This is a genomic window from Monoglobus pectinilyticus, from assembly GCF_002874775.1.
Taxonomy (GTDB): Bacteria; Bacillota; Clostridia; order Monoglobales; family Monoglobaceae; genus Monoglobus; species Monoglobus pectinilyticus.
The window spans coordinates 1,783,297-1,809,625 of the sequence record NZ_CP020991.1 but is presented as its reverse complement, the minus strand read 5'-3'; the positions used below and the strand labels follow the sequence as shown (position 1 = coordinate 1,809,625).

Annotated in this window: 12 protein-coding genes, 2 tRNA genes and 3 rRNA genes; 4 read left to right on the top strand and 13 right to left on the bottom strand. The window is 38.0% G+C overall.

All coding sequences use genetic code 11. The features are described 5' to 3' along the window. Nucleotides 1-271 precede the first annotated feature (271 nt). Complete coding sequence (locus B9O19_RS07770) at nt 272-5,614, bottom strand: glycoside hydrolase family 3 C-terminal domain-containing protein (protein ID WP_102365882.1); 5,343 nt, start codon at nt 5,612-5,614, stop codon at nt 272-274. A 547-nt stretch (nt 5,615-6,161) separates the two neighbouring features. Between B9O19_RS07770 and B9O19_RS07765 the strand changes: the two genes are divergently transcribed. Next, entirely contained in the window at nt 6,162-6,953 is a 792-nt protein-coding gene (locus B9O19_RS07765; RefSeq protein WP_102365881.1) for an AraC family transcriptional regulator, read from the top strand. A gap of 58 nt (nt 6,954-7,011) precedes the next feature. Here B9O19_RS07765 and B9O19_RS07760 read toward each other — a convergent pair whose 3' ends face one another. The 9 genes from B9O19_RS07760 to B9O19_RS07720 form a co-directional block, all read right to left on the bottom strand. After that, nucleotides 7,012-8,283, bottom strand: a complete 1,272-nt coding sequence (locus tag B9O19_RS07760) for a DNA polymerase Y family protein (RefSeq protein ID WP_245862905.1) — start codon at nt 8,281-8,283, stop codon at nt 7,012-7,014. Nucleotides 8,284-9,291: 1,008 nt separating this feature from the next. Next, complete coding sequence (locus B9O19_RS07755) at nt 9,292-9,801, bottom strand: ImmA/IrrE family metallo-endopeptidase (RefSeq protein ID WP_245862904.1); 510 nt, start codon at nt 9,799-9,801, stop codon at nt 9,292-9,294. Nucleotides 9,802-9,837: 36 nt separating this feature from the next. Continuing rightward, nucleotides 9,838-10,242 carry a helix-turn-helix domain-containing protein gene (locus tag B9O19_RS07750; protein WP_102365880.1) on the bottom strand — a complete coding sequence of 135 codons (405 nt, stop codon included), beginning with the start codon at nt 10,240-10,242 and terminating at the stop codon, nt 9,838-9,840. 1,137 nt (nt 10,243-11,379) lie between these two features. Continuing rightward, nucleotides 11,380-11,454, bottom strand: a tRNA-Glu gene (locus B9O19_RS07745). Nucleotides 11,455-11,457: 3 nt separating this feature from the next. Then, nucleotides 11,458-11,533: transfer RNA gene (locus tag B9O19_RS07740), tRNA-Asn, on the bottom strand. Nucleotides 11,534-11,585: 52 nt separating this feature from the next. Further along, a 5S ribosomal RNA gene (rrf, locus tag B9O19_RS07735) occupies nt 11,586-11,702 on the bottom strand. Nucleotides 11,703-11,835: 133 nt separating this feature from the next. Next, a 23S ribosomal RNA gene (locus B9O19_RS07730) occupies nt 11,836-14,683 on the bottom strand. Between the two features lie 677 nt (nt 14,684-15,360). Beyond that, a 16S ribosomal RNA gene (locus tag B9O19_RS07725) occupies nt 15,361-16,891 on the bottom strand. Together the 16S, 23S and 5S rRNA genes with 2 tRNA genes alongside form the textbook arrangement of a ribosomal RNA operon. Before the next feature lie 1,015 nt (nt 16,892-17,906). Next, nucleotides 17,907-18,275 carry a hypothetical protein gene (locus B9O19_RS07720; RefSeq protein WP_102365879.1) on the bottom strand — a complete coding sequence of 123 codons (369 nt, stop codon included), beginning with the start codon at nt 18,273-18,275 and terminating at the stop codon, nt 17,907-17,909. A 188-nt stretch (nt 18,276-18,463) separates the two neighbouring features. Here B9O19_RS07720 and B9O19_RS07715 point away from each other — a divergent pair, with 188 nt between their 5' ends. Next, on the top strand, nt 18,464-19,153 hold the full coding sequence (locus B9O19_RS07715) for a response regulator transcription factor (protein ID WP_102365878.1): 690 nt from the start codon (nt 18,464-18,466) through the stop codon (nt 19,151-19,153). Continuing rightward, the gene (locus tag B9O19_RS07710; RefSeq protein WP_102365877.1) at nt 19,150-20,730 is read left to right on the top strand and encodes a sensor histidine kinase; all 1,581 of its coding nucleotides are present in this window, start codon (nt 19,150-19,152) and stop codon (nt 20,728-20,730) included. The genes B9O19_RS07715 and B9O19_RS07710 overlap by 4 nt, the downstream gene beginning before the upstream one ends. 175 nt (nt 20,731-20,905) lie before the next feature. Here the strand turns inward: B9O19_RS07710 and thiW are convergent, their stop codons facing one another. Continuing rightward, nucleotides 20,906-21,406, bottom strand: a complete 501-nt coding sequence (thiW, locus tag B9O19_RS07705; RefSeq protein WP_102365876.1) for an energy coupling factor transporter S component ThiW — start codon at nt 21,404-21,406, stop codon at nt 20,906-20,908. 762 nt (nt 21,407-22,168) lie between these two features. Between thiW and B9O19_RS07700 the strand changes: the two genes are divergently transcribed. Next, complete coding sequence (locus tag B9O19_RS07700; protein ID WP_102365875.1) at nt 22,169-23,098, top strand: DMT family transporter; 930 nt, start codon at nt 22,169-22,171, stop codon at nt 23,096-23,098. Nucleotides 23,099-24,413: 1,315 nt separating this feature from the next. Here the strand turns inward: B9O19_RS07700 and B9O19_RS07695 are convergent. Together B9O19_RS07695 and B9O19_RS07690 are read right to left on the bottom strand one after the other, a co-directional pair. Beyond that, nucleotides 24,414-24,980 carry a shikimate kinase gene (locus B9O19_RS07695; protein WP_102365874.1) on the bottom strand — a complete coding sequence of 189 codons (567 nt, stop codon included), beginning with the start codon at nt 24,978-24,980 and terminating at the stop codon, nt 24,414-24,416. 408 nt (nt 24,981-25,388) lie between these two features. Beyond that, entirely contained in the window at nt 25,389-26,318 is a 930-nt protein-coding gene (locus B9O19_RS07690; RefSeq protein WP_158648949.1) for an N-acetylmuramoyl-L-alanine amidase family protein, read from the bottom strand. Nucleotides 26,319-26,329: the final 11 nt, after the last annotated feature.

Sequence of the window (26,329 nt, the reverse complement as noted above, 5' to 3'; positions counted from 1 at the left end):
AAAGAGACAGGGGTAAAACAGAATTAATTAAAAATAGATGGAAAAAACCTTCTATAACAGAATGCAATGAAACTGTCATAGGAGGTTTTTGTATGCAGAAAATTACAAACATATTGAATATTGCCAAAATTTATTATTTTCTAATATCAAGTAAAAGTCGGGCGCAAGATAAATAACAACTTTTACTAAGTTAAATTTTATGATCTTTTATTTAAATGATATAAAATTACTTTTATTTCATAAAACCAACTAATTGCGTTTTATATCTTATTTATATCAGCTTATCTGCGCCGCCTAAATTATACACATTTTCAAATCCCATAGCTCTTGCCTTTTCTACAGCCAATTCTGCTTTAAACCCATTTAGGCAATAAAATATAATTATCGTATTTCTTCCATACGTCAACAAACTCTCTATACTGTCTAATGGAATATTAACCGCTCCTTGGATATGGGATTCCTTATATTCATACTCTTCACGAACGTCCGCCAAAACTGCTCCGTTTGACCGCAGCACCATTGCCTCTTCCGGTTCAACTCTATCAGATCCCAGCGATACCATTTTTATTGTCTTACTTTCTGTATCGCCGGTTATATTCATTACTCCGCCGTCTATTTTTATATCTTTAATATCAAAACCGCAAACTTTTTTCAGCTGATAACATTTTTGACACAACGGCAATATTAACATTATTCCATTGTCGCAGCCGGCATATAAGCGGCCTTTATACTCATCAATACTATTTATTTTCAGCGGGTTTTGAATTTCTTCAACATCACTTTTCGCAAAATAATCCAGCTTTACTTCCGACCATACGGAACCTGAGCCGCTTGAAGACAATTTGGTTTTTCCCGTGACGCTTTCTTTTTCCAATTTTGCAAAACCGTTTCCCCACTTTGCACTCTGAATTGTCTCAAAAGTTTTACTTTCATCAATTCCGTTTATATATTCTACAAAAACAGCATAAATATTTTTATTTCCGCCGTTGCCATATACGTATACAGGCTGAGTTATATCAGATATTTTTGCCGTTACATCAGATTTACATTCAGGATATGATTTTCCGCCAGCCAATATTGTTCCTCCTTGAACAATATAAAGTTCCCTGTCTCTTCCCCCATTGCCGTCAAACAGAACCGTAATATAACATTCAGATTTTGGTCTGTATAACAAGCAGCTTTCGGTTTCGCTTCCGTCACCTATCTGCCAGGCAGTTGAAAAGACGTATTCTCTGTCGCCATATACATATTTAAACTTCTTTTTTTCTCTTCTTAAAACTGTGCCATATCCTGTAATGCAATCAATCTCAGGAAGTTTATCCATTCGATTGTTGCAGAACAATACCGTATACGCCCTGTTATCACCGCTGTATACCTTTACTTTCCTTTCTGCCGGTTTTCTGTAAGTATGGTTAAATATATCAGACGCTTCTGTATTCATATTATATACGCAAAAACTCACAGAATCCCCGTATTTACAATTTGTGGAGATATCATACCTGCCCCCTCCTGTCACCTCAATAGATTTAATTTCCTTTGAGACTTCCTCACTGGCATACACTTTTAAAACGCCCGAAGGGAAACCGCTGCCCAAACACTTTATATCAACCGACATCAAACCTTTTTCCCGGTCATGAACCTCAGCAATACTATATGGAAGACCTCCGTCATATTCCTCATAATCCAGCTTAAAAAAGTCTATATTTGCAGAATTAGCTTGGAGAAATATCGATGAAAGTCCGTTCCCGTCTACAGAAGCATTATACAACACTGAACTGTTAACTTTAAATACAGCTTCCTTCCAAATCTCACTTCCGCCTGTTTCTTTTAAAATATTCTCTGCTAAAATACAATTGGGAGCCGCACTTCTATTCACGCTGAATTTTATGTTGACGCTTCCGGATTTAAGCGCATACCTCACAGTAATTTTCCTTAGATTTTGAAGCCTTATTCCCTTATACTCCAGCCAGTTCACGCTTGTATTGCCGGTACTGTTGGCCCTTTGAGCTGAGCCGCTGGCTCCGCTTCTGTTGTCGCCGAAATTATTTTCTACACTGTCACTGTCCTCAGCCTCAATCTGAGTATTAATATATATAAGCGTTTCTCCGCCAACTAAACTTGATATATCTATAACCCGCACTCTCACAAGACCTCCGGTCATTACCGTGAGTTCTCCTGTATTTCTGTTGATTTCTGCAGAATCACGCTTTGAACTGTCCAATTTTTCTATCTGCCAAATTAAATTTTTACTGTCAATCTTATTATTGCCGTCATAAGCCTCAAGTTCAATACCATGATAAGGATTTTCAGTATTTACTGTACCTGAAACTCCGTCTTTGCTTGTTATATATGGGGGTATTCCGCCCATGCGGTAATCTATTATTCCATCAACCAAATAATTGGGATTTTTAGAAGCTATCGTATACCGATTTTCAATATTATCCATTTCCACCGAACGCAGTTTCTTAATTGATTCAGCCAATATCTTGGTCATATCTGTATACTTGACCGCTGATTCTATCTCTTTGACAGCGGAATCATATATTGCTTCTAACTTATTCCAATTATTATCTGAAAACGCTCCTTTAGGATAAAAATTCTTTTCGTATGTCAATTCTTGTACCGCTTTATTTTTATCACTAGTTCCGGCCTTATATTCAAGTATATTTACTATTGGGAACTCAACCGATTTGGTCTCATTATTCACAGTAACTTCGGCCGTTATCATTGTGACTCCTGAAACCGGACCGGATTTAACAACGCCTCTATCATCCACTGCAGCGACCGTCTCATTACCACTTTTATAAGAAACTTTCGCCTTTGATATATCCAAAATTTTCTCGTCTGTCATAACAACAGACAGATTAGCTGTTACAGAGCTTATTTGCTCAAGTTCTCCGCCTTGCCCGTTTATTAATCCGCGTATCGCTATACCGCTGGGCAGAACAGATACGGTTTTCAACTTGCTTTCAAGCTCTCCGGAAACACTGAACTCGTCTGCTAAAGATTCATCAGCAGAATTTCTGCCAATATACACCTTATATTTTCCCTCTAAGACATAGGCTTTTTGTTCCTTCTCACTGAAAAACGACATTTCAGAAATATCAAGCTCAAACGAAACACTCTTAATCTCTCCGGGCAGCAGTTCTATTCTTTCAAATCCCTTTAATTGTTTTTTAGGCTTATTCTCTCCGTCAGCCCCCGGAACAGAAACGTAAAGCTGAACTATTTCAGCCCCGTATACTGTACCAACATTCTCTATATCGGCCGAAATTTTTATTTTTTCATTAGCACTTATATATCTTTCAGATAATTTTATGTTTGAATATCTAAAATCCGTGTAACTCAAACCGAACCCAAACGGATAAACCGGCGTACCGCTATAATATTGATATGTACGCCCCGGAAATCCCGAACGGCTTTGTATGTTATAATCATTAAAATATCTTGTTATACCGTCTTCTCCCTTTACCCCTTCTGTTTCAATCGGCATAAGTTCCAAATCTTCAGATTTATACCAAGTGGCAGTAAGCTTACCTGACGGATTAACCTGCCCTGATAATATTTTTCCTAGAGCGGTTCCCTGAGTTTGACCGTTGTATGAAGTCCAGATTATTGCACGGGCGTCCTTTTCAAACGGTTCAACATTTACTTGCCCGACTGTTTGCATTGCGACTATAGTTTTTTCCGGATACGCTGATGTTAAAGCCTGAACATGCGACTGGCTCAAAGGCAAGTCTATGCTTTTTCGGTCATACGATTCTGCCGAATCTGAAAGATTAGTCCCTGCATAAGCGATTATAACATCCGCCGAGTCCAGCTTCTCCTTATATTTGGTTACCGAGAATTCCTCCTGGTTTGCCTCAAAAGATAAATATAAATCTTCCGTTCCGCAATACCCTCCGGACGTTCCGGTATATTCGCCTATACAGTCTTTAAACGAATTTAAGCTGTTAGTTTTAACGCTGACAACTTCGGCCACCTGCGGTCCTCCATCGCCATAACATAATTTTACCTTTCCTCCCGCTAAGTCCCCGGTTGATACCTCCGCCCTAACTTTTAAAACATCACTGAAATCTATATTTTTAAATACGGCGGTACCCTTTCTAGTAATATCTTCAATCAAACTTCCATTAAGCGTAATACCGCCTGAAACCAGGGCAGCAGATAAATCTATCTTTCGTTCTTCGCCGCCTTTAAGTATAAACGACAACCCTCTTATATTCATTAATTTGGTTTCGTCTGTAGCTCCGCCAAGATAATCTACATTAACATCAGGCATTACTCTCCTTAATTCTGTTACAATACCATTATAAGGAGTGACTGTTTGTTCCGGCGACCCTGAATAATCACCTAAAACAACTTCGTCAGCCAAATTCCCCACCAGCGCCGCATTTTTAATTCCATTACTCAAAGGCAAAATATTATTATCATTCTTCAAAAGCACCCAGGACTGCTCCGCCGCTTCTTCCGCAGCAGCCACATGTTCAGAAGTTTCTAAAACGTCCGGTTTGATTTCGAAATATTTTACTCCGGAATCAAACTCCCCTGTCCGCATTCTCTGAAGGAACAATCTGTAAATATTTATATCCAAATCGTCCTCAGTAATATATCCATTTTTTACAGCGTCCAAAACATTTTTTTGAACGCCGGCATTGCCGCAGTCCGTATCCGCGCCGTTCAAAAATCCCTTAGTTATTGTTGCATACTGAGGAACGTTATTTATATCTTCATCAGTAAACAGGGCTTTTTTATACGCCGCCGTATTGTTCAAGTCTCCAAAGGCTCCGCAGTCCCCTGTGACATAACCGTTAAACCCCCAATTTTTCCTTAATAAATCAAGTAATATGTACGGATTTGCAGTAGACGGAATATAATCAAAAATCTTTTCTCCGTTCCTGTATACTGTAGTTGCATTATATGAACTCATGACTGAAGCCGGAGCGGCTTTTTCAACAATATCCTGAAAGGCTCTGCCGTAATATTCCCTAAGTGTTTTTTCATCCATAACCGACGAGCCCATTCGGCGCTCCTTTTCACAGTTATTTGCAATAAAATGTTTTATAGTGGCTATCGTTTTAAGATATCTTGTATCGTCTCCCTGCATTCCATTAACAAATTCTATACCATACTGCGCCGTCAAATATGGGTCTTCGCCATACGTCTCTTCATTTCTTCCCCAACGCGGGTCTCTTGCCATATTAATGGTTGGGCTCCAATAAGACAAATTTGTCTTTGGATTTTTGCCTCTTGCCTCCGTTGCCGTTATATCTGCAGCTTTATAAATTAACTTGCGGTTCCAAGTATTAGACATCGCCAAACTTGTTGGAAAACTAGTGGCCTTTCCCTGTCTCGCAACTCCGTGCAGCCCCTCGCGCCAATAGTTATATTCGCTGACTCCAAGACGCGGTATAGGCTCTGACATATTTGATACTTGCGCAGCTTTTTCTTCCAGAGTCATCCTAGCTACTAAATCCGCCGCACGCTCCTCAAAAGACAGACGTGAATCCTGATACGGAAGTATATTTTTACTCCCTGAAATATCAATTTCATTTTCAGTCAAACTAGAATTAGTTTCTGCACTGTCATTTAACTTTTTTTCCATTCTTAACATATATCTCTTCCTCCGATTTTACTCAAATATATCTTTATCAGCCAATAGTAACCGCAATTCCGTAAAAGTAACCATAAAATGTCACATAACAAAACTATAACCTATTTATAACTTTTGTCAAGAATAATTTAACAATAATACATTCTGTTAAAATTATTAATTAAACTCTACAAATATTAAACTACTGTATCACTCAATATTTAATGTAAATTTCATGAAACTTCAGCTGCTTAAATTATTAGTTATTTGATAAGCTTGTTTAAATTTTTATCAACTCAAATTTATTAATATATCTTTTTGCATGAGACAATTTATCGACCAAGATTTTAACTGTAAAAATCATTTAAAACTCTCCGTTAAATATAGATAAATATTTGGATTGATTCTATTTTACTTTTTTATCCTGCTAAAGGACATGAAAGATTTTCTATAAACAAATTCTGTATTTTACTTGTATTCTAACATAATATAAGATATAATAAAAGCCAGTAAAGATAAAAAAGTAGTCAAAAAATGCTGCTTACTATTTGGATATGGAGGAACTGATATGGTACCGTTTTATGAAATACAGCCTTCTGACTTAACAGTAATTCACAATTACCGTGAAATCCGTTTTCATGCTCATCTGCATGAGTACATTGAAATTGCATACGTTTTTAAAGAAGGTCAACATATAGATATTGACGGTATAGAATATGAAATCAAATCCGGACAGGCCGCTGTTGTATTTCCCGATATTGTGCATTACTATTATCGGAATGAAGTCAGACCTGCTGATGAGGTGTTGGTTATATGCAGTCCCAAGCTGTTTAACGGAATGTTCCCGGATATGAGTTCCGTACGCCCTAAAAATCCGATTATTACTGATGTTGATGAAACAACAAAACTGGCGTTTCAGCAGATTGCCGACTGCACCTCTTTCCCCGAAAAGTTGGGTTGGTCGTTGATTATAATGTCAGGTATTATGAAAAAAATAAGTTTGGAACACGGCAAGCATATACCCGTTGAGAGTCTTACCCAAAAAATAATACAATATATGACTATAAATTTTAAACAAGATATTTCCATCGAGACATTGGCAGATGAGTTTTCCGTCAGTAAATATTACATCTCACATATCTTTTCAGACCGTATAAAAATTAGTTTTAGAAACTATCTTGCGCTGCTCAGAACAGAATATGCAGCAAGTCTCATGAGGACAACCGACGACAGCATTACAAACATTTGCGGCTGTGCCGGTTTCACCAGCCAGCGAACCTTTAATAGGGCTTTTAAACAAATTTATGGTGTGACGCCACGCGAATATAAAAATAATATCAGCGAACTTTACAAAGAATAAAAAATACGGATTTTCCATTGGAAATCCGTATTTTTAATAATCTTTAAATCTTATCAATTTACTGATACATAATATTCGGCATCACCGTATTGATTTTGTGTGCCGCCGGCAATTTTATATCTCCCAGTAAACTTCCGTAAGTAACGGAGTTCTCTCCATACATATCTTTGATATATTCAATAGAACGCTCTAAGCTTTCCCGCTTTAATTCCTTATTTATATCTTCAAACATATTTAATTGAACATCAACTTTTTCAGACACAAGGTTTATAGCCCGAACTGTTACAGCCCTAACGCTTTGTTTCCATTCATAATGCTGTTTAAAAAGCTCAAAAGCCTTTTCAGCAAGTCCAAACGCACTATATGACGGTTTTGGCATCTTCATTTGAAATTCCTGATAATGCAGGTCTTTGTCTTTAATGGCGACCGCAATCCCTTCCGGCATCAGCCCTTGTTTTCTCAGACGTCTTGATACCTTTCTGCTCAATTCAAATATTACTTTCCATACCTCTGTTTCATCATTCAAATCCTCAACGCAGGTTATACCGTTTCCAACCGACTTTACCGGCGGTATATACTCATACGGAGCTATTTGAGTCCCCCCTCTGCCATTGGCAAAATTCCATAGTTTAACACCGTTTATCCCCAGCCAATTTCTTAAATGGTCAGGATTTGCGTTGGCTATATCACCTATAGTACTTACTCCGTGATGAAGTAATTTATCCGCAGTTGCCCTACCCACTCCCAACATTTCTGATGCAGGCAGAGGCCATACTTTATCCTTATACCCCTCTCTCGTTATGCAAGTGACGGCGTCAGGCTTTTTCATATCAGAGCCAAGTTTTGCAAAAATCTTACTGAATGAGACTCCTATAGATACTGTCAGACCCAAAGTCTCCTTTATCTCTTCTTTAATTTTACAAGCTATTTCATGACCGTTTCCAAACAACAGCGTGCTGCCGGTTACATCAAGCCAGCACTCATCAAGACCAAACGGTTCAATAAGGTCCGTATACTTATAATATATTTCATGCGCTAATTTAGAATATTTCATGTAAAGTTCAAAATGCGGTTCAACAACCACTAAATTTGGACACTTTTGTTTGGCTTTCCAAATTTGTTCCCCCGTGCTGACGCCCATAGATTTTGCCTTTTCATTTTTTGCCAAAACTATGCCATGCCTGTCGCTCTGCCTGCCGCACACAGCTACATATTTATCTCGCAGATTCGGATTTAGCATACACTCAACCGAAGCATAAAAATTATTCATATCACTATGCAATATGATTTTCTCATTAGTTCTGTCTATTTTCATACCTGCACTTTTCATTACCGCATATCCTCCCATCTGTAAAAAACCAAATACGCAACTAATTTTCACATATACATTATATGCAATTATAATGCACTTGTCAATAACGATATTGCAATTATATTTCATAATATTTAACATATTTCTTAATTATAAAATAACTACTGCAATCAAATTAACTCAAACATTTGATAATTTTAAACATAAAAAACCCGTCAGGACAACATTGTCTTGACGGGTTTTAATTGGGAAGAAATCTATAAATAATTTTAATTATTTATCAGTTATAAAGGTCTTAATAATTTGTCAGGTAATCAAATCATAGATAAAAATAATATATCTGTCTGCAAAACAGAATAAATAATTATTATGTTTTAAATTAATTTACAGGTGCTGAATTGAAGCTGTATGCCAAAGTTAGAGCGGCTCCGGCAAAAACAGCTTCATTCAGAAGGGTATAATTTAATCAACACCTGTCCAAATATATAAGTAAAACAGTCATAACTCTTATCAATCCAGACAAGATATACTGTTTATATCAACATTAATAAACCTTTCTTATTATTACATAACATATTTTATCAAATACTCTGATTAAATGATAGTCAAAACAAGTAAACTTTTAGTCAAAAAGTGTTAATTTCAATTCTTTGGCTGTTAATTCTTACATATTCAAAATATAAAAATCATCGATATTATACTTTACTCTAAATAAATAAAAGATGTCCATACTTGAAGTGAACCCCAAAGTATAGACACTTTTATCGTATCAGAATCTTTGTTCTCAAATAACCAAAAACTATCCTATAAGATTAAACATTGCTTTTTACCTTAAATTAATCAACTATGAACTGCACTTTTACATAACTAACCGATTTTAATCAGTATATGAAAAAATAATATTGTCTAATTCTAAGAAAAGATTTATAAAAAACGACAATAAAAATTACGTACAAATATCAGTACAATTATTATATTCGAAGTTAAACAGGATATTATAGATAAATAAAAATATAAATAAAGCAGTTACAAAAAGTTGTTTTTAAATTGTATATCACTCTTAAATTTATATCCTCTGTGATTCATACTTTCAATTTTAATTCCAACCAAATTACTGTCCGTATCAAGAGCGTTGGCAGTTTGATTAACATCATAATTGTATATATTAACAAGTTCCAAAATCTCATCATCCGAAATTAGTAAATCAGCAGCAAACATATTAGCCTCATATTCAGGTCTTGCCGTCATATCATACAGCATAAACTCCTGAAGCGTTCTGTTTTCCGCCAGGTCTCTATGAAGCATATCATGCCCTAATTCATGAGCCAAAACAATCCTCTTCTTTTCTCTTGACAAATTATTATTTAAAATTATAACACGCTTACGTAAAATTATTGTATAAATACCGCACAATTTTGAAAAATCTGAACTTGTTCTTACCATAATTCCTAAATACTTGGCAATCTCAAATGGGTCAGAACTACCGGAAGACCGAATCAGCTTTTTAGTTTTCAAATAGATATCCTCAGCTGTCAAGCTATTCAACCTCCTGTCCTACTATATTTATAAAAATTATTTTATGTATTTTTTAGGTGTATATTTTTTATTTTCATCTTTAACGGAAAAATATGCGTCCGAAATAGCCTTCATAGCAGCGTCCATATCCTCCCTCGGCAAACTTCCGCCGGCAAACAATCCGCATACGCCTTCTATTAGCCCCTCAACATCTCTCATAGAACCTGTGCCGCCTTTTTTATAAGCGTCAAAAATAATCTCCTCGTCCTCTGTCAACAGGTAATTCACATCCACATTCAAAACCTCGGCTAACCTATAATACAAATCACGCTGTTTGGGATGCATACCCGATTTCTCATAGTTCTGAACAGTACGCAGAGATACGCCAATAGCAACCGCCAATTCACCCTGACTCATTTTATTTTTTTTACGCAGGTTCCTCACCTTTTCGCCAAATTTCATATTAATACCTCCTGCTTAATGCAAATATAATTCTCATATCATACATAAAACGAATAATATCTTCATACAAATAATACTATTTTACAACAATTTTGTCAAGCATTATCAATAGAAATAATATAATCTTCTATTTTTATTTTAAACCACTATATATTATTTTTTTATAATTTGTCATATTAAACTGATATACTATTATTAGTAATAAACAAAATAATTAATTTATATTTTGTTATATACTTTATTTAACTATTAAATTTGTAATATAAAAAATACTATATATAAACTTTAAATTAAGTTTGATTATAACATTATTAATTCTATAGAATTAAAACTTTGATTAATTGATATATTAGACTACTTATTTTAGCCTAAAATGCTAAACAACAAATACAAGCTTTAATATAAATTAAATTTTTAATTACACACTTTATTCAAAGACACCTATATAAAATTGATATGTAAAGCAATAGTGCTGTTTCTAATAATATCTATTGTTGGTTTCCATAATATTTTTTCTTTAAAATAACTTATTTTTCAGCTTACAGCTTAACTAAACAAATCCTTCAAAAGACACAATTAAACAACTCCTGTCTTAAGTTCTGTCAATAATATTTTAATGTTCTGTGATAAAACAATCTAATAAAATATTATTGTATTTTTACTTTTCATAATATCACTAATAATATTTATAAATAATTTTTATATAATATATTTCCTCAATAAAACAATCCGACTAAAATTAAGTAATTTTTTGAATTATATAATTAACTAATTCCAGCCGAAAATAGTACAGGCTAAGCTCAACCTAATTTAAGACTTTATTTTTTGCCTGATTACTTATATTGGGCTAAGAAAAGGAAAAAACCGTTCCTATATAGATGAATTCAAATAAAAGTTGGTTCAGCTATAACATAACGTAAAGCGAAAACGATATATCTTACGTTAAGATAATATCCCCACCTCACCACTGAATAAATGGCTTAGGCAGCAGCAGTAACCTGCTCCTTCTGTAAAAAAGATAACCATTCCGCCGAGGAGCAGGAATTATTAGAACTGCGTAAATGTAACCGATTATTGGAGACTAAATAAAAATGGTAATAAAAAAACATCTGAACTTATAAAGTTCAGATGTCTAAATGGTGATCCCGAGGGGAATTGAACCCCTGTTACCGCCGTGAAAGGGCGGTGTCTTAACCTCTTGACCACGGGACCAAATGGCTCCTCCAGTTGGACTCGAACCAACGACCCTGCGGTTAACAGCCGCATGCTCTACCAGCTGAGCTATAGAGGAATATTTAAAATCTGCAAAAGGGCAGACAAAAATCTGCTCTTTTGCAAAATTGTTTTGGCAGCGTCTTATGTTCCCGGGCAGTCACCCGCCAAGTATTTTCAGCGCTGAGAAGCTTAACTTCTGTGTTCGGTATGGGTACAGGTGTGACCTTCTCGCTATTGCCACCAAATATGACTACACTTTTTTAAAAGTGTATGTTATACAAACTAATATATTATGTTTTTCAATTGAAAAGAGAAAGTAAGAAGCTTTCTTACTCACAACATAGTTCATAAAACTCTCGCCTTACTTCCTATGTCTTTTAGGTCAAGCCCTCGACCTATTAGTATCGGTCAGCTTAATGTGTTACCACACTTACACCTCCGACCTATCAACCACATAGTCTACGTGGGGTCTTACTTCTTTTAAAGAATGGGAAATCTTATCTTAGGGGGGACTTCACGCTTAGATGCCTTCAGCGTTTATTCCTTCCGTACTTAGCTACCCAGCCGTGCCTTTGGCAAGACAACTGGTACACCAGTGGTACGTCCATCCCGGTCCTCTCGTACTAAGGACAGCTCCCTTCAAATTTCCTGCGCCCGCGACAGATAGGGACCGACTGTCTCGCGACGTTCTGACCCAGCTCGCGTACCGCTTTAATGGGCGAACAGCCCAACCCTTGGAACCGACTCCAGCTCCAGGATGCGATGAGCCGACATCGAGGTGCCAAACCTCCCCGTCGATATGGACTCTTGGGGGAGATCAGCCTGTTATCCCCAGGGTAGCTTTTATCCGTTGAGCGACGGCAATTCCACTCTCTTACCGCCGGATCACTAACTCCAACTTTCGTTACTGCTCGACCTGTTCGTCTCGCAGTTAGGCTTGCTTTTGCGTTTGCACTCTTCGTACGATTTCTGACCGTACTGAGCTAACCTTTGAACGCCTCCGTTACTCTTTAGGAGGCGACCGCCCCAGTCAAACTGTCCACCAGACATTGTCCCCCGACCGGTTTCACGGCCGCAGGTTAGAATTCCAGTATCACAAGAGTGGTATCCCAACATTGACTCCACACAAACTGGCGTCTGTGCTTCTCTGTCTCCCACCTATCCTGTACATGCAATACCAAAATCCAATATCAAGTTACAGTAAAGCTCCATGGGGTCTTTCCGTCTAGTCGCGGGTAACCGGCATCTTCACCGGTACTACAATTTCACCGGGTGTGTTGTTGAGACAGTGCCCAAATCGTTACGCCATTCGTGCGGGTCAGAACTTACCTGACAAGGAATTTCGCTACCTTAGGACCGTTATAGTTACGGCCGCCGTTTACCGGGGCTTCAATTCAGACCTTCGCTTGCGCTAAGTCCTCCTCTTAACCTTCCGGCACCGGGCAGGCGTCAGCCCCTATACTTCATCTTTCGATTTAGCAGAGACCTGTGTTTTTGCTAAACAGTCGCTTGGGCCTATTCTCTGCGGCTGCGCTAGCAGGCACCCCTTTTCCCGAAGTTACGGGGTCAATTTGCCGAGTTCCTTAACAACACTTCTCCCGCTGGTCTTAGGATTCTCTCCTCACCCACCTGTGTCGGTTTACGGTACGGGCACCTCATCAATACACACAGCTTTTCTCGTCAGTGTACAATCATCCACTTCGCTACTTAATTTTCGCTCCCTTTCGCCGCACTCGACCATCGGTGCGGTTGGATTATGTTCCTGCGTCCCTGTGCTTAACAATTTCGGTGGCTACGGAATTTCTACCGTATGTGCATCGACTACGCCTTTCGGCCTCGCCTTAGCTCCCGGCTTACCTTGAGCGGACGAACCTTCCTCAAGAAACCTTAGGTTTTCGACCATTATGATTCTCACATAATTCTCGCTACTCATTCCGGCATTCTCTCTTCTATCTCGTCCACATGTCCTTCCGGTCATGCTTCTCCCTATAATAGAATGCTCCCCTACCAATGTAACCTAAGTTACATTCCCAAGCTTCGGTATAGGTTTTAGCCCCGTTAAATTTTCGGCGCCTATTCACTCGACTAGTGAGCTATTACGCACTCTTTAAATGTATGGCTGCTTCTAAGCCAACGTCCTAGTTGTCTCTGCAACTAGACATCCTTTTCCACTTAAACCTATTTTGGGACCTTAGCTGTGGGTCTGGGCTGTTTCCCTTTCGACCACGAAACTTATCTCCCGTAGTCTGACTCCCGGACATCATTTTTGCGGCATTCTGAGTTTGATAGGGTTCAGTAAGCTATACGCCCCCTAGCCCATTCAGTGCTTTACCTCCGCTAAACTAATCCGAGGCTAGCCCTAAAGCTATTTCGGGGAGAACCAGCTATATCCGAGTTCGATTGGAATTTCTCCGCTACCCACAGCTCATCCCCGCATTTTTCAACATACGTGGGTTCGGTCCTCCACCAGATTTTACTCTAGCTTCAACCTGTCCATGGGTAGGTCACTCGGTTTCGGGTCGTATACATGCAACTCTTTCGCCCTATTCAGACTCGGTCTCCCTGCGGCTTCGAACCTTAAGCTCTTAACCTTGCTACATACATACACTCGCCGGACCGTTCTACAAAAAGTACGCCGTCACACTTTAACGTGCTCCGACTGCTTGTAAGCACACGGTTTCAGGTTCTCTTTCACTCCCCTCCCGGGGTTCTTTTCACCTTTCCCTCACGGTACTGCTTCTCTATCGGTCATTAGGTAGTATTTAGGCTTGGATAGTGGTCTACCCTGCTTCCCACCGGGTTTCTCGTGTCCGGCAGTACTCTGGATCCTGCTCGCTCTTCGTCAATTTCGTTTACGGGGCTCTTACCCTCTTTGGCTTGACTTCCCAGTCAATTCTACTATCAACTCCGAATGCGTTTCGCAGTCCTCAACCCCGACAGTATTACTACCATCGGTTTGGCCTCTTTCCCTTTCGCTCGCCGCTACTCAGAAAATCTCTTTTGATTTCTCTTCCTCCGCCTACTTAGATGTTTCAGTTCAGCGGGTCTCCCCACATATACCTATTTATTCAGTATATGCTGACAAAGTATTGCTTTGCCGGGTTTCCCCATTCGGAAATCTGCGGATCTATAGTCATTTGCACCTTCCCGCAGCTTATCGCAGCTTGTCACGTCCTCTCGGCTCCTTATGCCAAGGCATTCTCCATGTGCTCTTCTTCGCTTGACCTTCGTCGTCGCAAACTTCGCTGTTCCGTTTACGGCTTCGCCGTAAATCTTCACCGCTTCGTTGCTCCTCCTCTTCCCACAAAACAAGTTTTGCGGGAGTACTGAGTTTCAACTCTTGTTTGCTCCGCTTTGTAGTGAAATATTACTATTTCACGGTCGCTATTTAGTTCTCCTTAGCGATTAATCTTTCGATTAATTTTAATCATGTGAGTAAGTTTTGTTAATACTTTCTTAGAATAGTTTTTTTACAGCTCCTATCTCTAGTCGCTGCATTCCCAGTTACCCTTGTATGAATCTCTTCATACGCGCGTTCTTTCTGAAAAAACCTGATCTTGTATCTATTTTCATAAATACTCATCATTTTTCCGTAATATATGACCTGTATCATATACTACGTCAAAGTATCTTTCATAATTATTTCTAATCATTACTCCTTACTCTTCTCTTTATTCAATTTTCAAACATCTTCTCAACCTATCTTCTCAGATGGTTGAAAAACAAATAGTGAAAAAGTCTTTTGAGATTGAGTTTCCTCAATCATCGACCTTAGGATTTCTTGGCTAACTTCCGTTACTTCCTTCCGCTTCCTTCTTCCATAATTTTCAGGCTCAATGCCTTACTCTCTTACTTCCGCTCTCCGCTTCCGTTACTCTTCTCAGAACCAAGGGGTCTCCTTAGAAAGGAGGTGATCCAGCCGCACCTTCCGATACGGCTACCTTGTTACGACTTCACCCTAATTATCAATCCCACCTTCGACTGCGCTCTCCCTAAGGTTAAGCTACAGGCTTCGGGTGTTATCGACTCTCATGGTGTGACGGGCGGTGTGTACAAGGCCCGGGAACGTATTCACCGCAGCATGCTGATCTGCGATTACTAGCAATTCCGACTTCATATAGGCGAGTTTCAGCCTACAATCTGAACTGAGACTGCTTTTTGTGTTTTGCTCCACATCACTGCTTTGCTTCACTTTGTTAACAGCCATTGTAGTACGTGTGTAGCCCAGGACATAAGGGGCATGATGATTTGACGTCGTCCCCACCTTCCTCCGATTTGTCACCGGCAGTCCTGCCAGAGTCCCCAACTTAATGATGGTAACTGACAGTAAGGGTTGCGCTCGTTGCGGGACTTAACCCAACATCTCACGACACGAGCTGACGACAACCATGCACCACCTGTCTCCACGTCCCGTAGGACTTCACCTATCTCTAGGCTATGCGTGGGATGTCAAGTCCTGGTAAGGTTCTTCGCGTTGCTTCGAATTAAACCACATACTCCACTGCTTGTGCGGGCCCCCGTCAATTCCTTTGAGTTTCAATCTTGCGACCGTACTCCCCAGGTGGGATACTTATTGTGTTAACTGCGGCACAGAAGGGGTCGATACCTCCTACACCTAGTATCCATCGTTTACGGCGTGGACTACCAGGGTATCTAATCCTGTTTGCTCCCCACGCTTTCGCGCCTCAGCGTCAGTTATCGTCCAGAAAGCCGCCTTCGCCACTGGTGTTCCTCCTAATATCTACGCATTTCACCGCTACACTAGGAATTCCGCTTTCCTCTCCGACACTCAAGATATACAGTTTCAAATGCAGCCCCGGAGTTGAGCCCCGGTATTTCACATCTGACTTGTCTACCCGCCTACACGCCCTTTACACCCAGTAAATCCGGACAACGCTTGCCACCTACGTATTACCGCGGCTGCTGGCACGTAGTTAGCCGTGGCTTATTCTGTGTGTACCGTCATTATCTTCCACACTTAAAGAAGTTTACAACCCGAAGGCCTTCTTCCTTCACGCGGCGTTGCTGCGTCAGGGTTTCCCCCATTGCGCAATATCCCCCACTGCTGCCTCCCGTAGGAGTCTGGGCCGTGTCTCAGTCCCAATGTGGCCGATCAACCTCTCAGTTCGGCTACCGATCGTCGCCTTGGTAGGCTTTTACCCCACCAACTAGCTAATCGGACGCGAGTCCATCTTTAGGCGATAAATCTTTGATTATTATACCATGCGATACAATAATTTTATGCGGTATTAGCATCCCTTTCGGAATGTTGTCCCCCTCCTAAAGGCAGGTTACTCACGCGTTACTCACCCGTCCGCCGCTTTCCATCCTTATCTTCTCCCCGAAGGGATCCGTTAAAAATTTCTCGCTCGACTTGCATGTGTTAGGCACGCCGCCAGCGTTCGTCCTGAGCCAGGATCAAACTCTCGATTAATATTGTTATATATCCAGACTCTCGTCTACCAATATACTCGATTGTTTGTTAGCTCTTATCGAATACTAACGTTCGTCGCAGCCCGCTTCGCTTTCCCCATAAATTTGTAAACAAATTTATGCTCTTCGCTCCGCAGCAGCTCCTCTTAAATCAAAAGCAAGCTTTTGATTTATTCTTAACCCCCGCAGAACTTTGTTCCGCAGCTGCAACTTGTAAAGTTCGCTAAAACTTTTTTGGAATTGACAAAGTCTCCACTCTTGCGAGTTTCTTACCTTGTGCAATTGTCGTAATAAGTACATCTAAATGTATCTTTATTACCGCTTTTTCACTATTTATTTTTCAAACATCTGCTTTCTGTTTCTCTCGAAACAGCTTGACTATAATAACACATTTAAATTATCTTGTCAAGACTTTTTTTAACTTTTTTTGAAAAAATTTTTAAAACTTAAAAATTGCTTCTTCATCAAGTTATGTATGTTTGTTCTTCAAAACATATAGGTCTTTTCGAACAACTTGTTTAGTATAGCAGAGACAAATTATTTTGTCAAGACTTTTTTCTTCTTTTTTTTATTTATTTTTTAAATTTGCTGATTTTCCCCGTTTTTACGTTGTTTATTGTCCTACTTCTGCTTCCCGCATTATATTATTTATTAATATATTTCTAAAATACTTAAAATAACTTACGTTATATTTAATACTATATCTTTACAGTTTTCCATTCTCATTCCGTTAGGTATTTTTCATAATTCAAACTATGTATAAATAATAAAAACAAAAGATCAGAATGCCTTCAAGCATTATTTATGCTATGATTGATAAATCAAATTTATTACTCACTCTATTACACTATTGCTCTTTTAATTCAGTATCACTTTTTTTAAGAAAAGTACAAAACTGTTTTAAGTAATACTGAAAGTACTTTCTACTTAAAAAGCGATAAATAAAAGAGGGGATAATTACCCCCTCTTATTAATATGCTATTGTTTTAATTTTGGAACTAAAATCTCATCTCTTTCTATTTTTTTACTTTATCTTCAACAATACTTCCGGTTAGCTTGTCATTTTCTTCTAATACTGCATAGCTGTCTGATTGACTTTCATTTTCTGTTTGTGTTCCTTCTCCTTCATATAGTACTTTATCCTCAGCAACACTTCCAGTTAACTTATCATTCTCTCCCAAAATTGCATAGATATCTGCTTTTTCACCATTCAAAACATTATCCTTTCCTTCAGAAATTGATAAAACTCTGTCTTGAACTATTTGACCGAGTAACTCACCATGATTTAGTGTTTCCATACGGTTATCCGCTCCGGCGGCAAAAGCTGATCCCGCTGCGGCTGTCACTGCCAATCCTAAAACTACTGATAGTACTTGTTTCTTCATAAGTAATTCCTCCATTTTTTCGGCTTTGCCGTATTTTTATCTCAGGCTTCTGCCTGATGACAAAGTAAGTATAATTTAATTTATCACGAAAAGTCACCGAAAAATTGTGGCAGTTTTGCGGCAATTGATTTTGCTTACTTTAAAATTTAGTATTTTATGATATAATACGAATATAGGCGGTGAATCAAATGAAATTAATATATGCGGCGGATGATGAAAAAAATATTCGCGGACTGCTAAAGTCTTTTCTGGAAAATGAAGGTTACGCGGTAGAAGTTTTTGAGACAGGCGATTTATTATTCGAAAAATTCCTTAAAGCACCTGCCGATTTAGTAATATTGGATATAATGATGCCAGGTAACGACGGCTTTGCAATTTGCAGTAAAATCCGACAGCTTTCTAATGTTCCTATTATTATGCTGACAGCTCGTGACAGTGATTCCGATTATGTATCCGGCCTGGCACTCGGAAGTGATGATTACTTTACCAAGCCTTTCCGTCCGTTAAAACTTGTTATGCGGGTTAAAGCTATTTTTCGGCGGATAGATATGGAACAGCAAGCGCTAAAAGATGATAAAATCACTTTAGGCAACCTATCTTTACTTTCAAAACAAAGATCGGTTTTGATATCAGAAAATGAAATACCGCTGACATTAATTGAGTTTGAATTTTTAGACTTTCTGTTTCAAAATCAACACCGGGCAGTTTCGAGAGATGAAATACTGAATCAAGTTTGGGGATACGACAGCATGGTAGAGACGCGCGTGACTGACGACACTGTAAAAAGACTGAGAAAAAAGTTATCCGATTACGGCAGTAATGTTTTTATTGAAACAGTTCGCGGTTTCGGATTCAAACTGAAGGTGAATCAACTATGAAAATTAGTATACGCACAAAAATATTTTCAATTTTTCTTATAACTGTTGTTCTCAGTTTTATTTTAATGTTTCTTTCTTTCAATATAATTACATCATATCATATAAAAAGAGAATCTATAGATTCTTTAAATAAAGCTTCTGCTACAGCGGATAGAATTTCTCAAAACTTTTCTCCTAATTTTGAATCCTACTCAGCTATTTATTCTGAAGACATAGACGGGACATATTCTGAAAATTATGCTGACAATCAAAATTTTTTATATTCTGAAAGCAAAGAAAATTTTGATACCGAAAAACCAACTAAAATACCTGAAAACACTAATACACAGCCATCCGGCTTCACTGACGGCACTAATATGCCTAAGGCCGAAATTGACGCCGCCTCAATCGCATTAAACTTATACTATAGTTTATTAGATGAAAATAATAAAACAATCAGCTTTTTCCTAACTGATTCAAAAAATGGAGACCTTATTTATCCGCCTCCCGAGATGTATAATTATAAAGAAAAACAAACAGCTTTCTTTTACGACAAAAATGAGTTAGATAAACTTAGATTATATTTTTTGGATAAAAATTCGTCCGAACCTGAACATACCAAATTAGACGGAACAGATTATTTCACACTTAAAAAACCATATTCACAGGATATTAATATCATATTTTATAAAAACAATCAGCAGCTTAAGGATTTAATTCGTATCATTAATTTTGTCCTGCTCGGTCTGCTCTTTTTAACCGGCACTGTAATGGCTGCAGTAGTAATAAGACTTACAAATGGATTGGTACTTTCGATAGATAAACTTTGCAGTTTTTCTAATGATATTGGAAACGGAATATTTAAACCTAAAATGCTGAACTTAAAAGAAACTGAACTTTCAGGTCTTGAGACTAATATGAATCATATGGCAAAAAAGCTCTCAGAGTACGACGCGGAGCAAAAAACATTTTTTCAAAACGTATCGCATGAACTAAAAACTCCGCTTATGTCAATTCAAGGTTATGCCGAAGGGATATCAGCTAAACTTTTTAAAAGCCAAAAAGTTATTGAAGCCGCTGATATTATATTAGAAGAAAGCGACAGACTTTCAGATATGGTAGACAATATTCTATGTTTATCTCATCTTGACAGCAAAGATCGATTTGAAAACAAAACAGACTTTGAATGTACTGAAGTAATCGAAAACTTACTGCGCCAGCTAAAACCGGTATGCGGTGAAATAAAGCTAAATTTTCACACAGATAATAAAAAATTTATAATTACCGGGAATCCTGAGATGTTTGGAAAAGCTGTAATGAGTATTCTGACAAACGCCATAAGATATGCAGACAAATCAATAAATATCAGCTGCAGTGCGCGTATCCGGACAATAAAAATTTCTGACGATGGCCCCGGAATTGCAGAAAAAGATATGCCATACATTTTTCAGCGTTTTTATAAAGGTTTAGGAGGACAAAGCGGTATAGGACTTGCTATTGCCGAAACCGCAATAAAATCAATGAATGGAACTTTATCAGCCAAAAATAAAAACGGCGCTGTATTTACCATAAAATTTTATGAAACTGACAATAGTTAATATATTTTATATTAACTTGCAACAGGGCAGCATAATCAGTAATGGTCTTTATTTTTAAAGATCTTTTTACATTTTCGCTTTGTCATAATGAAAATAATAAAACAAAAATGGAACCGAAAAATCTACACAGGTTCCATTTTTTGATAAGAAACGTTTTATATAATTCAAATGTTTTTTAAATTTGTCCCATCTTATTTAACACCTTTGTCTTTTTCAGCGCAAAAAGAATTACGGCGGCTATCACAGTTCCTCCTGCTGAGCTGACAAAGAACGGGAGTATGTACGTCCACAGCACCGCTTCTTTTCCCATAAGCAGAGCCGCAATTGGATATGCGCAGATTCCTCCCAGAACTGATGTGCCGAACAGCTCTCCTATACACGTTAAAGGTATGTTTTTGGAATATTTATATACCAGTCCGCAAAGCAGCGCTCCGCACATGCTTCCGGGAAACGCCAGCAAAGTGCCCGTCCCCATTAAGACCCTTATCAGAGATGTGACAAACGCCATTCCCACTCCGTAAAACGGTCCCAATAAAACCGCCGCCAAAATATTCACCAAATGCTGAACCGGGAAACATCTTGAAGCTCCAACCGGTATGCTGAGAGGCGAACAAACCACGCATACTGCTATCAATACTCCTGCTACCGCCATCTTCCACGCTATTGTCTTTTTCATACAAAACCTCCTGATTTTAATTTTAGACACAAAAAGGGAAGCACCTCAGGTGGTGCTCCCCTATATCTGTATCAGATAAAAAAATTTTATCATAAACTCACGATTATGTCAATAGATTTTTTCACTTAACAATTTTAGTTTCATAAATAGGCTGTTTATAGCCGCATTTCTTACAAAGACTATTTAAACTCTTTCTGTCTGGATTCACAGCTAATCTTCCGCTCCGCTTCATTTTTTCGGCTCTTATTTTGTTCGCTTTCAAATCTTTTTATATATTCTCACTGCTGAACACAGCTGCAATAATTCTAGATATATCAGTACCTGCTGCATTTCCGGATATATAACTTTTCCTTTTCATTATATTCAGACGGCAATACCATTCCGCCGTTTATGCAAACAATAGTACCGTTTACAGCATACACTCTGCCTGGGTTATAAAAATTCTGAAATATTTTTTATATCAAACAGTACAGTCTGATAAATGGACCGATATCATCTTCTGCAATAACAGACTAATCAAATTGTTTGTTTCCTCCGTTACTTTAACAGCAGAATCTTCAAAATTTTCTATTTTCTCTGCCTTCCTTAATCCGATTCGTAATCTATTTGAATTAATCCAATACTCAAATTTTTTATTTCAATACATTTTACAAAAATTATGGTCGTACTAAATAAGTAATTGTATATTAACTTAATTGTTTTATGTTGGAACAGGTGCTATAATATAACAATATAAAATTTTATTAGAAAGAGAAATCAAACATGAAAAACAAACTTACATCAACCTACACTATTTGTTTCGGAGCTATGCTCAGCTGTCTCTTATGGGGAAGCGCCGCTCCATGTATAAAAATCGGCTATTCGCTTTTTGAAATAAGCGGAACTGCGTCCCAGCTGCTGTTTGCCGGAATCAGATTTATTATCGCCGGAATTTTAACAATTTTATTCGGCAGTATATTGAGCCGCAAAATTTTAATACCGCAAAAGTCGTCAATTCCCGATGTTTTCAAGCTCGCCATGGTTCAGACCGTGCTCCAATACATATTCTACTATATCGGGCTGGCTAACACAAGCGGCGTAAACGCTTCTATTATAAACGCCTCAAACGTTTTTGTTTCACTGCTTTTCTCATGCCTTCTATTTAAATTCGAAAAGCTCACAACGCGAAAAATATTCGGGTCTGTTATCGGATTCCTCGGGGTAATACTTATCAATATAAGCGGCGCGGCAATAAACGGAAACTTCAGTTTTGCCGGCGAGGGGGCTATTTTTATGTCCTGCTTATCCTATGGGCTTTCATCCTGCTTGATAAAGCGGTATTCACAGCGTGAGAATCCTGTGACCCTAAGCGGGTATCAGTTCTTCACAGGGGGAATAGTCCTTACCATTATCGGATTTTTGTGTGGTGGACGGATTACTCATGTTTCAACCCAAGCTGTTATGCTTTTGATTTATTTGGCTCTTGTTTCCTCGATAGCATACACTTTGTGGGGAATACTGCTGAAATACAATCCTGTCGGAAAAGTGGCGGTTTTTGGTTTCATGAACCCAATTTTCGGCGTTATACTCTCAGCATGGCTTTTGGGCGAACAAAATCAAGCATTCAGCATAATCGGAGTTGTTTCGCTTCTGCTGACCTGTATAGGAATTTATATTGTTAATTCAAATTCAAAGATTAAAAATTTATCATAGACTTCAACAGCTCATATAAATTTTAAACGCTGGGATAGCAACATGAATAAATACTGTCGTTTTAGCACTAAGCAGATTTTGTTAATCACACAGATTGAAAATAATAATGCAGTATTACTTGTCAAGATATAAATAAGTCAGTATTTACACAAGTATTCTGCAATAAATTTTATTTTTAAGAATTAAACTATTTATCCTCATTTTTGAAGATTATAATTATTTGTATAAATTAAAGCGGAAGCCATGCGGCTTCCGCTTTAAATATGTTATTTATAAAATTATATGATAAGTATCTATAATATAATAATTAATTTTATTTAATCCTTATCAACATCTAACATGCAAAATACACTATTAGTATAAAATCCGTCATATTATTTTCTTATACATAAAATACGTAAAACAAGTTTATTGATATATAAAACTAAATCAAAAAGCTTTACCGGGACTGCGCCCCTTGCGCGGCAAACTGCGTTTGTGTTGCGTATTCATATTATTATTTGAGTATTCATATTATTGACCTTGTAGGTAAATCAAAACAAGTTATAATGAATCACACCCACCATGCTGGTGGGGTCACAGACATTGTAGGTTTATCAATACAAGTTATTTTGTATCACACCCACCATGCTAGTGGGGTCACAGACATTGTAGGTTTATCAATACAAGTTATTTTGTATCACACCCACCATGCTAGTGGGGTCACAGACATTGTAGGTTTATCAATACAAGTTATTTTGTATCACACCCACCATGCTAGTGGGGTCACAGACATTGTAGGTTTATCAATACAAGTTATTTTGTATCACACCCACCATGCTAGTGGGGTCACAGACATTGTAGGTTTATCAATACAAGTTATTTTGTATCACACCCACCATGCTAGTGGGGTCACAGACATTGTAGGTTTATCAATACAAGTTATTTTGTATCACACACACCATGCTGAGGGGCCACAGACATTGTAGGTTTATCAATACAAGTTATTTTGTATCACACACACCATGCTGAGGGGTCACAGACATTGTAGGTAAATCAAAACAAGTTATTTTGTATCACAACCACCATACTGGTGGGGTCACAGACATTGTAGGTTTATCAATGCAAAGTGATTTGTATTACACACACTTTTTTAAGTGTAGTCACAGCCCTCCGATGCTTGCCATACCACATTTTTTATATATGAACTTTGATATTTCCGTCTGCTTTATTGCGGACTTTCCGCATTATAGTTGGAAAGCTAATAAAAACCAAAAATGTTCACTATAAACACATTTATTTTTTCTGTCTGTTTTTCTGTTTACCTTCCAATACCCTATTTTAATAAATCAGAAAGCTGCTTGTCAGTCTTATTCAGTAAACTCTGTATCTGTTCTGTAATATAAGTTATATTTTCATTAATAGATCTCGTGCCATCCACTCTTATCACAGGACACTCTAATGATTGCATCCATTCCTCAACATATCTCCCTGTTCGGGAACTTACTTTATCGTAAAATGTTTTTTCCTGCTCGTACATATCTCCTCCCGGTAAAATTCTACTACCGAATTTCTGCAAAGAGCGCTGTTTTATTCTTTCCAAACGAACCTCTTTCGGAACATCAATCAAAACTGCATAATTATAAAACGACAAAACATCTTTTCCATACGCTCCTTTTACAGCTGCAAACACAAAGTTTTTATATGTTACGACTTCATTCAAAAGGATCTTTTCTACCTCTTTATCAGAACGTGATAAACCACTGCTATAATTGGAAGCTGTCTGTTGAAAAAATAGATTTTCAATATCAATAAAATGAATTTCAAGTTTCTCCGCAAGCGCTTTTCCTAATGTACTCTTTCCGCTTCCATTCAAGCCGCACACAATAATTCCTATTCCCATATATCATCTTTCCATTTTTATTAATAAAAATATAACCGCGAATAAGACAGCGCACAACAAACAATAATTTTAATATTTATTTTAAGTTGGCTCACAATTAAAAAATTTTTTGCATTTATCTATCTTATATTTAATTATATTGAAAATCCACCTTATAAGGTTTTATAAGTTCTTTTGCCAAAGGCTATAAACCCTTATGGAATCGACATTTTTGCTTATCAATTAAGTTTCCATCGCATAATCTTATAAAATCAAGCAGAAAATTGGCGGAAGTTTTCTTATTTTGTCCACACTAATACAATCAATAGATTTCATACTTATCGGCTTTTACGGCCTTGACATACTTATTTAAACCTGACAATTAAAACTTATACCGCCGCTGTTTATGTCCAATTTGAAATATCATACTCAATTGCTTTTGGTTTTAAAGTAATTATCAACACCGACAGCAATCGCCCTGCCTATAGTTTCTGAATCGTTTGTCAGCACTTCTAAGTCGGATGCATTATCAAAAAATCCAATTTCCAAATAGGCTATCGGTACGGGACTTTTGCAGAACAAAACCGCGGTTGGGAAACCTTCATATCTCCCGTCTACAAAAGCGGACAGCTGTGTGTCTGAAACGATTTGATTATTTATAAGCTGACCCAAAATATTGCTCTCTGATATATATTCCGCCGGCGCAAGAACACCGCTTTGGTCATACACTCCCGACAAAGCCATATACGCGCTGCCCTGACCTCCGCCGGCATTGGAATGGATACACACAAAGACGTCCGCGTCCGGCTCAGTAGAAGTGTCGCCGCCCGAATAACAATACGTAAGCCGTTTTGTCATTGACGGGTTTTCATCGTTCGAATTTCTTGTGAGCCTTACCTCATAACCCATTTCCTCAAGATATTTTTTGGCGTTTAGGGTATTGTTTAAATTTATTTCCGGCTCAATATCCCTGTCTCCATTTTCAATTGGATACCAGCAGCTTCCTCCGTCAGGGTGCCGGCCGCTGCATCCGCTTCCGCGGCAATCATCCCAAACAGTTCCTGACTTCCAATGGCGCCATTCTCCCCAGCCGCCTTTTTCTGTGCTTAAAACCCAGCCGTCAGCAGATTTGTCTTCTTCGCTCATATTACCGGAATCCTTCCCATGACCCGGGTCAAGAACAACAATCTGCTTTTTAGGCGTTTGAGTTGGCAATGCGCTCGCCTCTGCAGTTGGAATACTTATTTCATTTTTTTCGGCTTCAAAAGTCTGTCTGGTAATCGTTCCGTTCAGAACAAGACCAAAAACTATTATCAATCCTGCGAGAATAATACCGAGCGCTATAACTAAGCCTATCAAATATTTTCTCA

Excerpts from the sequence above, each read along its gene's own strand:
- B9O19_RS07770 (WP_102365882.1), bottom strand. The coding sequence starts at position 5,614 with ATGTTAAGAATGGAAAAAAAGTTAAATGACAGTGCAGAAACTAATTCT.
- B9O19_RS07765 (WP_102365881.1), top strand. The coding sequence starts at position 6,162 with ATGGTACCGTTTTATGAAATACAGCCTTCTGACTTAACAGTAATTCAC.
- B9O19_RS07760 (WP_245862905.1), bottom strand. The coding sequence starts at position 8,283 with ATGAAAAGTGCAGGTATGAAAATAGACAGAACTAATGAGAAAATCATA.
- B9O19_RS07750 (WP_102365880.1), bottom strand. The coding sequence starts at position 10,242 with ATGAAATTTGGCGAAAAGGTGAGGAACCTGCGTAAAAAAAATAAAATG.
- B9O19_RS07720 (WP_102365879.1), bottom strand. The coding sequence starts at position 18,275 with ATGAAGAAACAAGTACTATCAGTAGTTTTAGGATTGGCAGTGACAGCC.
- B9O19_RS07715 (WP_102365878.1), top strand. The coding sequence starts at position 18,464 with ATGAAATTAATATATGCGGCGGATGATGAAAAAAATATTCGCGGACTG.
- B9O19_RS07710 (WP_102365877.1), top strand. The coding sequence starts at position 19,150 with ATGAAAATTAGTATACGCACAAAAATATTTTCAATTTTTCTTATAACT.
- thiW (WP_102365876.1), bottom strand. The coding sequence starts at position 21,406 with ATGAAAAAGACAATAGCGTGGAAGATGGCGGTAGCAGGAGTATTGATA.
- B9O19_RS07700 (WP_102365875.1), top strand. The coding sequence starts at position 22,169 with ATGAAAAACAAACTTACATCAACCTACACTATTTGTTTCGGAGCTATG.
- B9O19_RS07695 (WP_102365874.1), bottom strand. The coding sequence starts at position 24,980 with ATGGGAATAGGAATTATTGTGTGCGGCTTGAATGGAAGCGGAAAGAGT.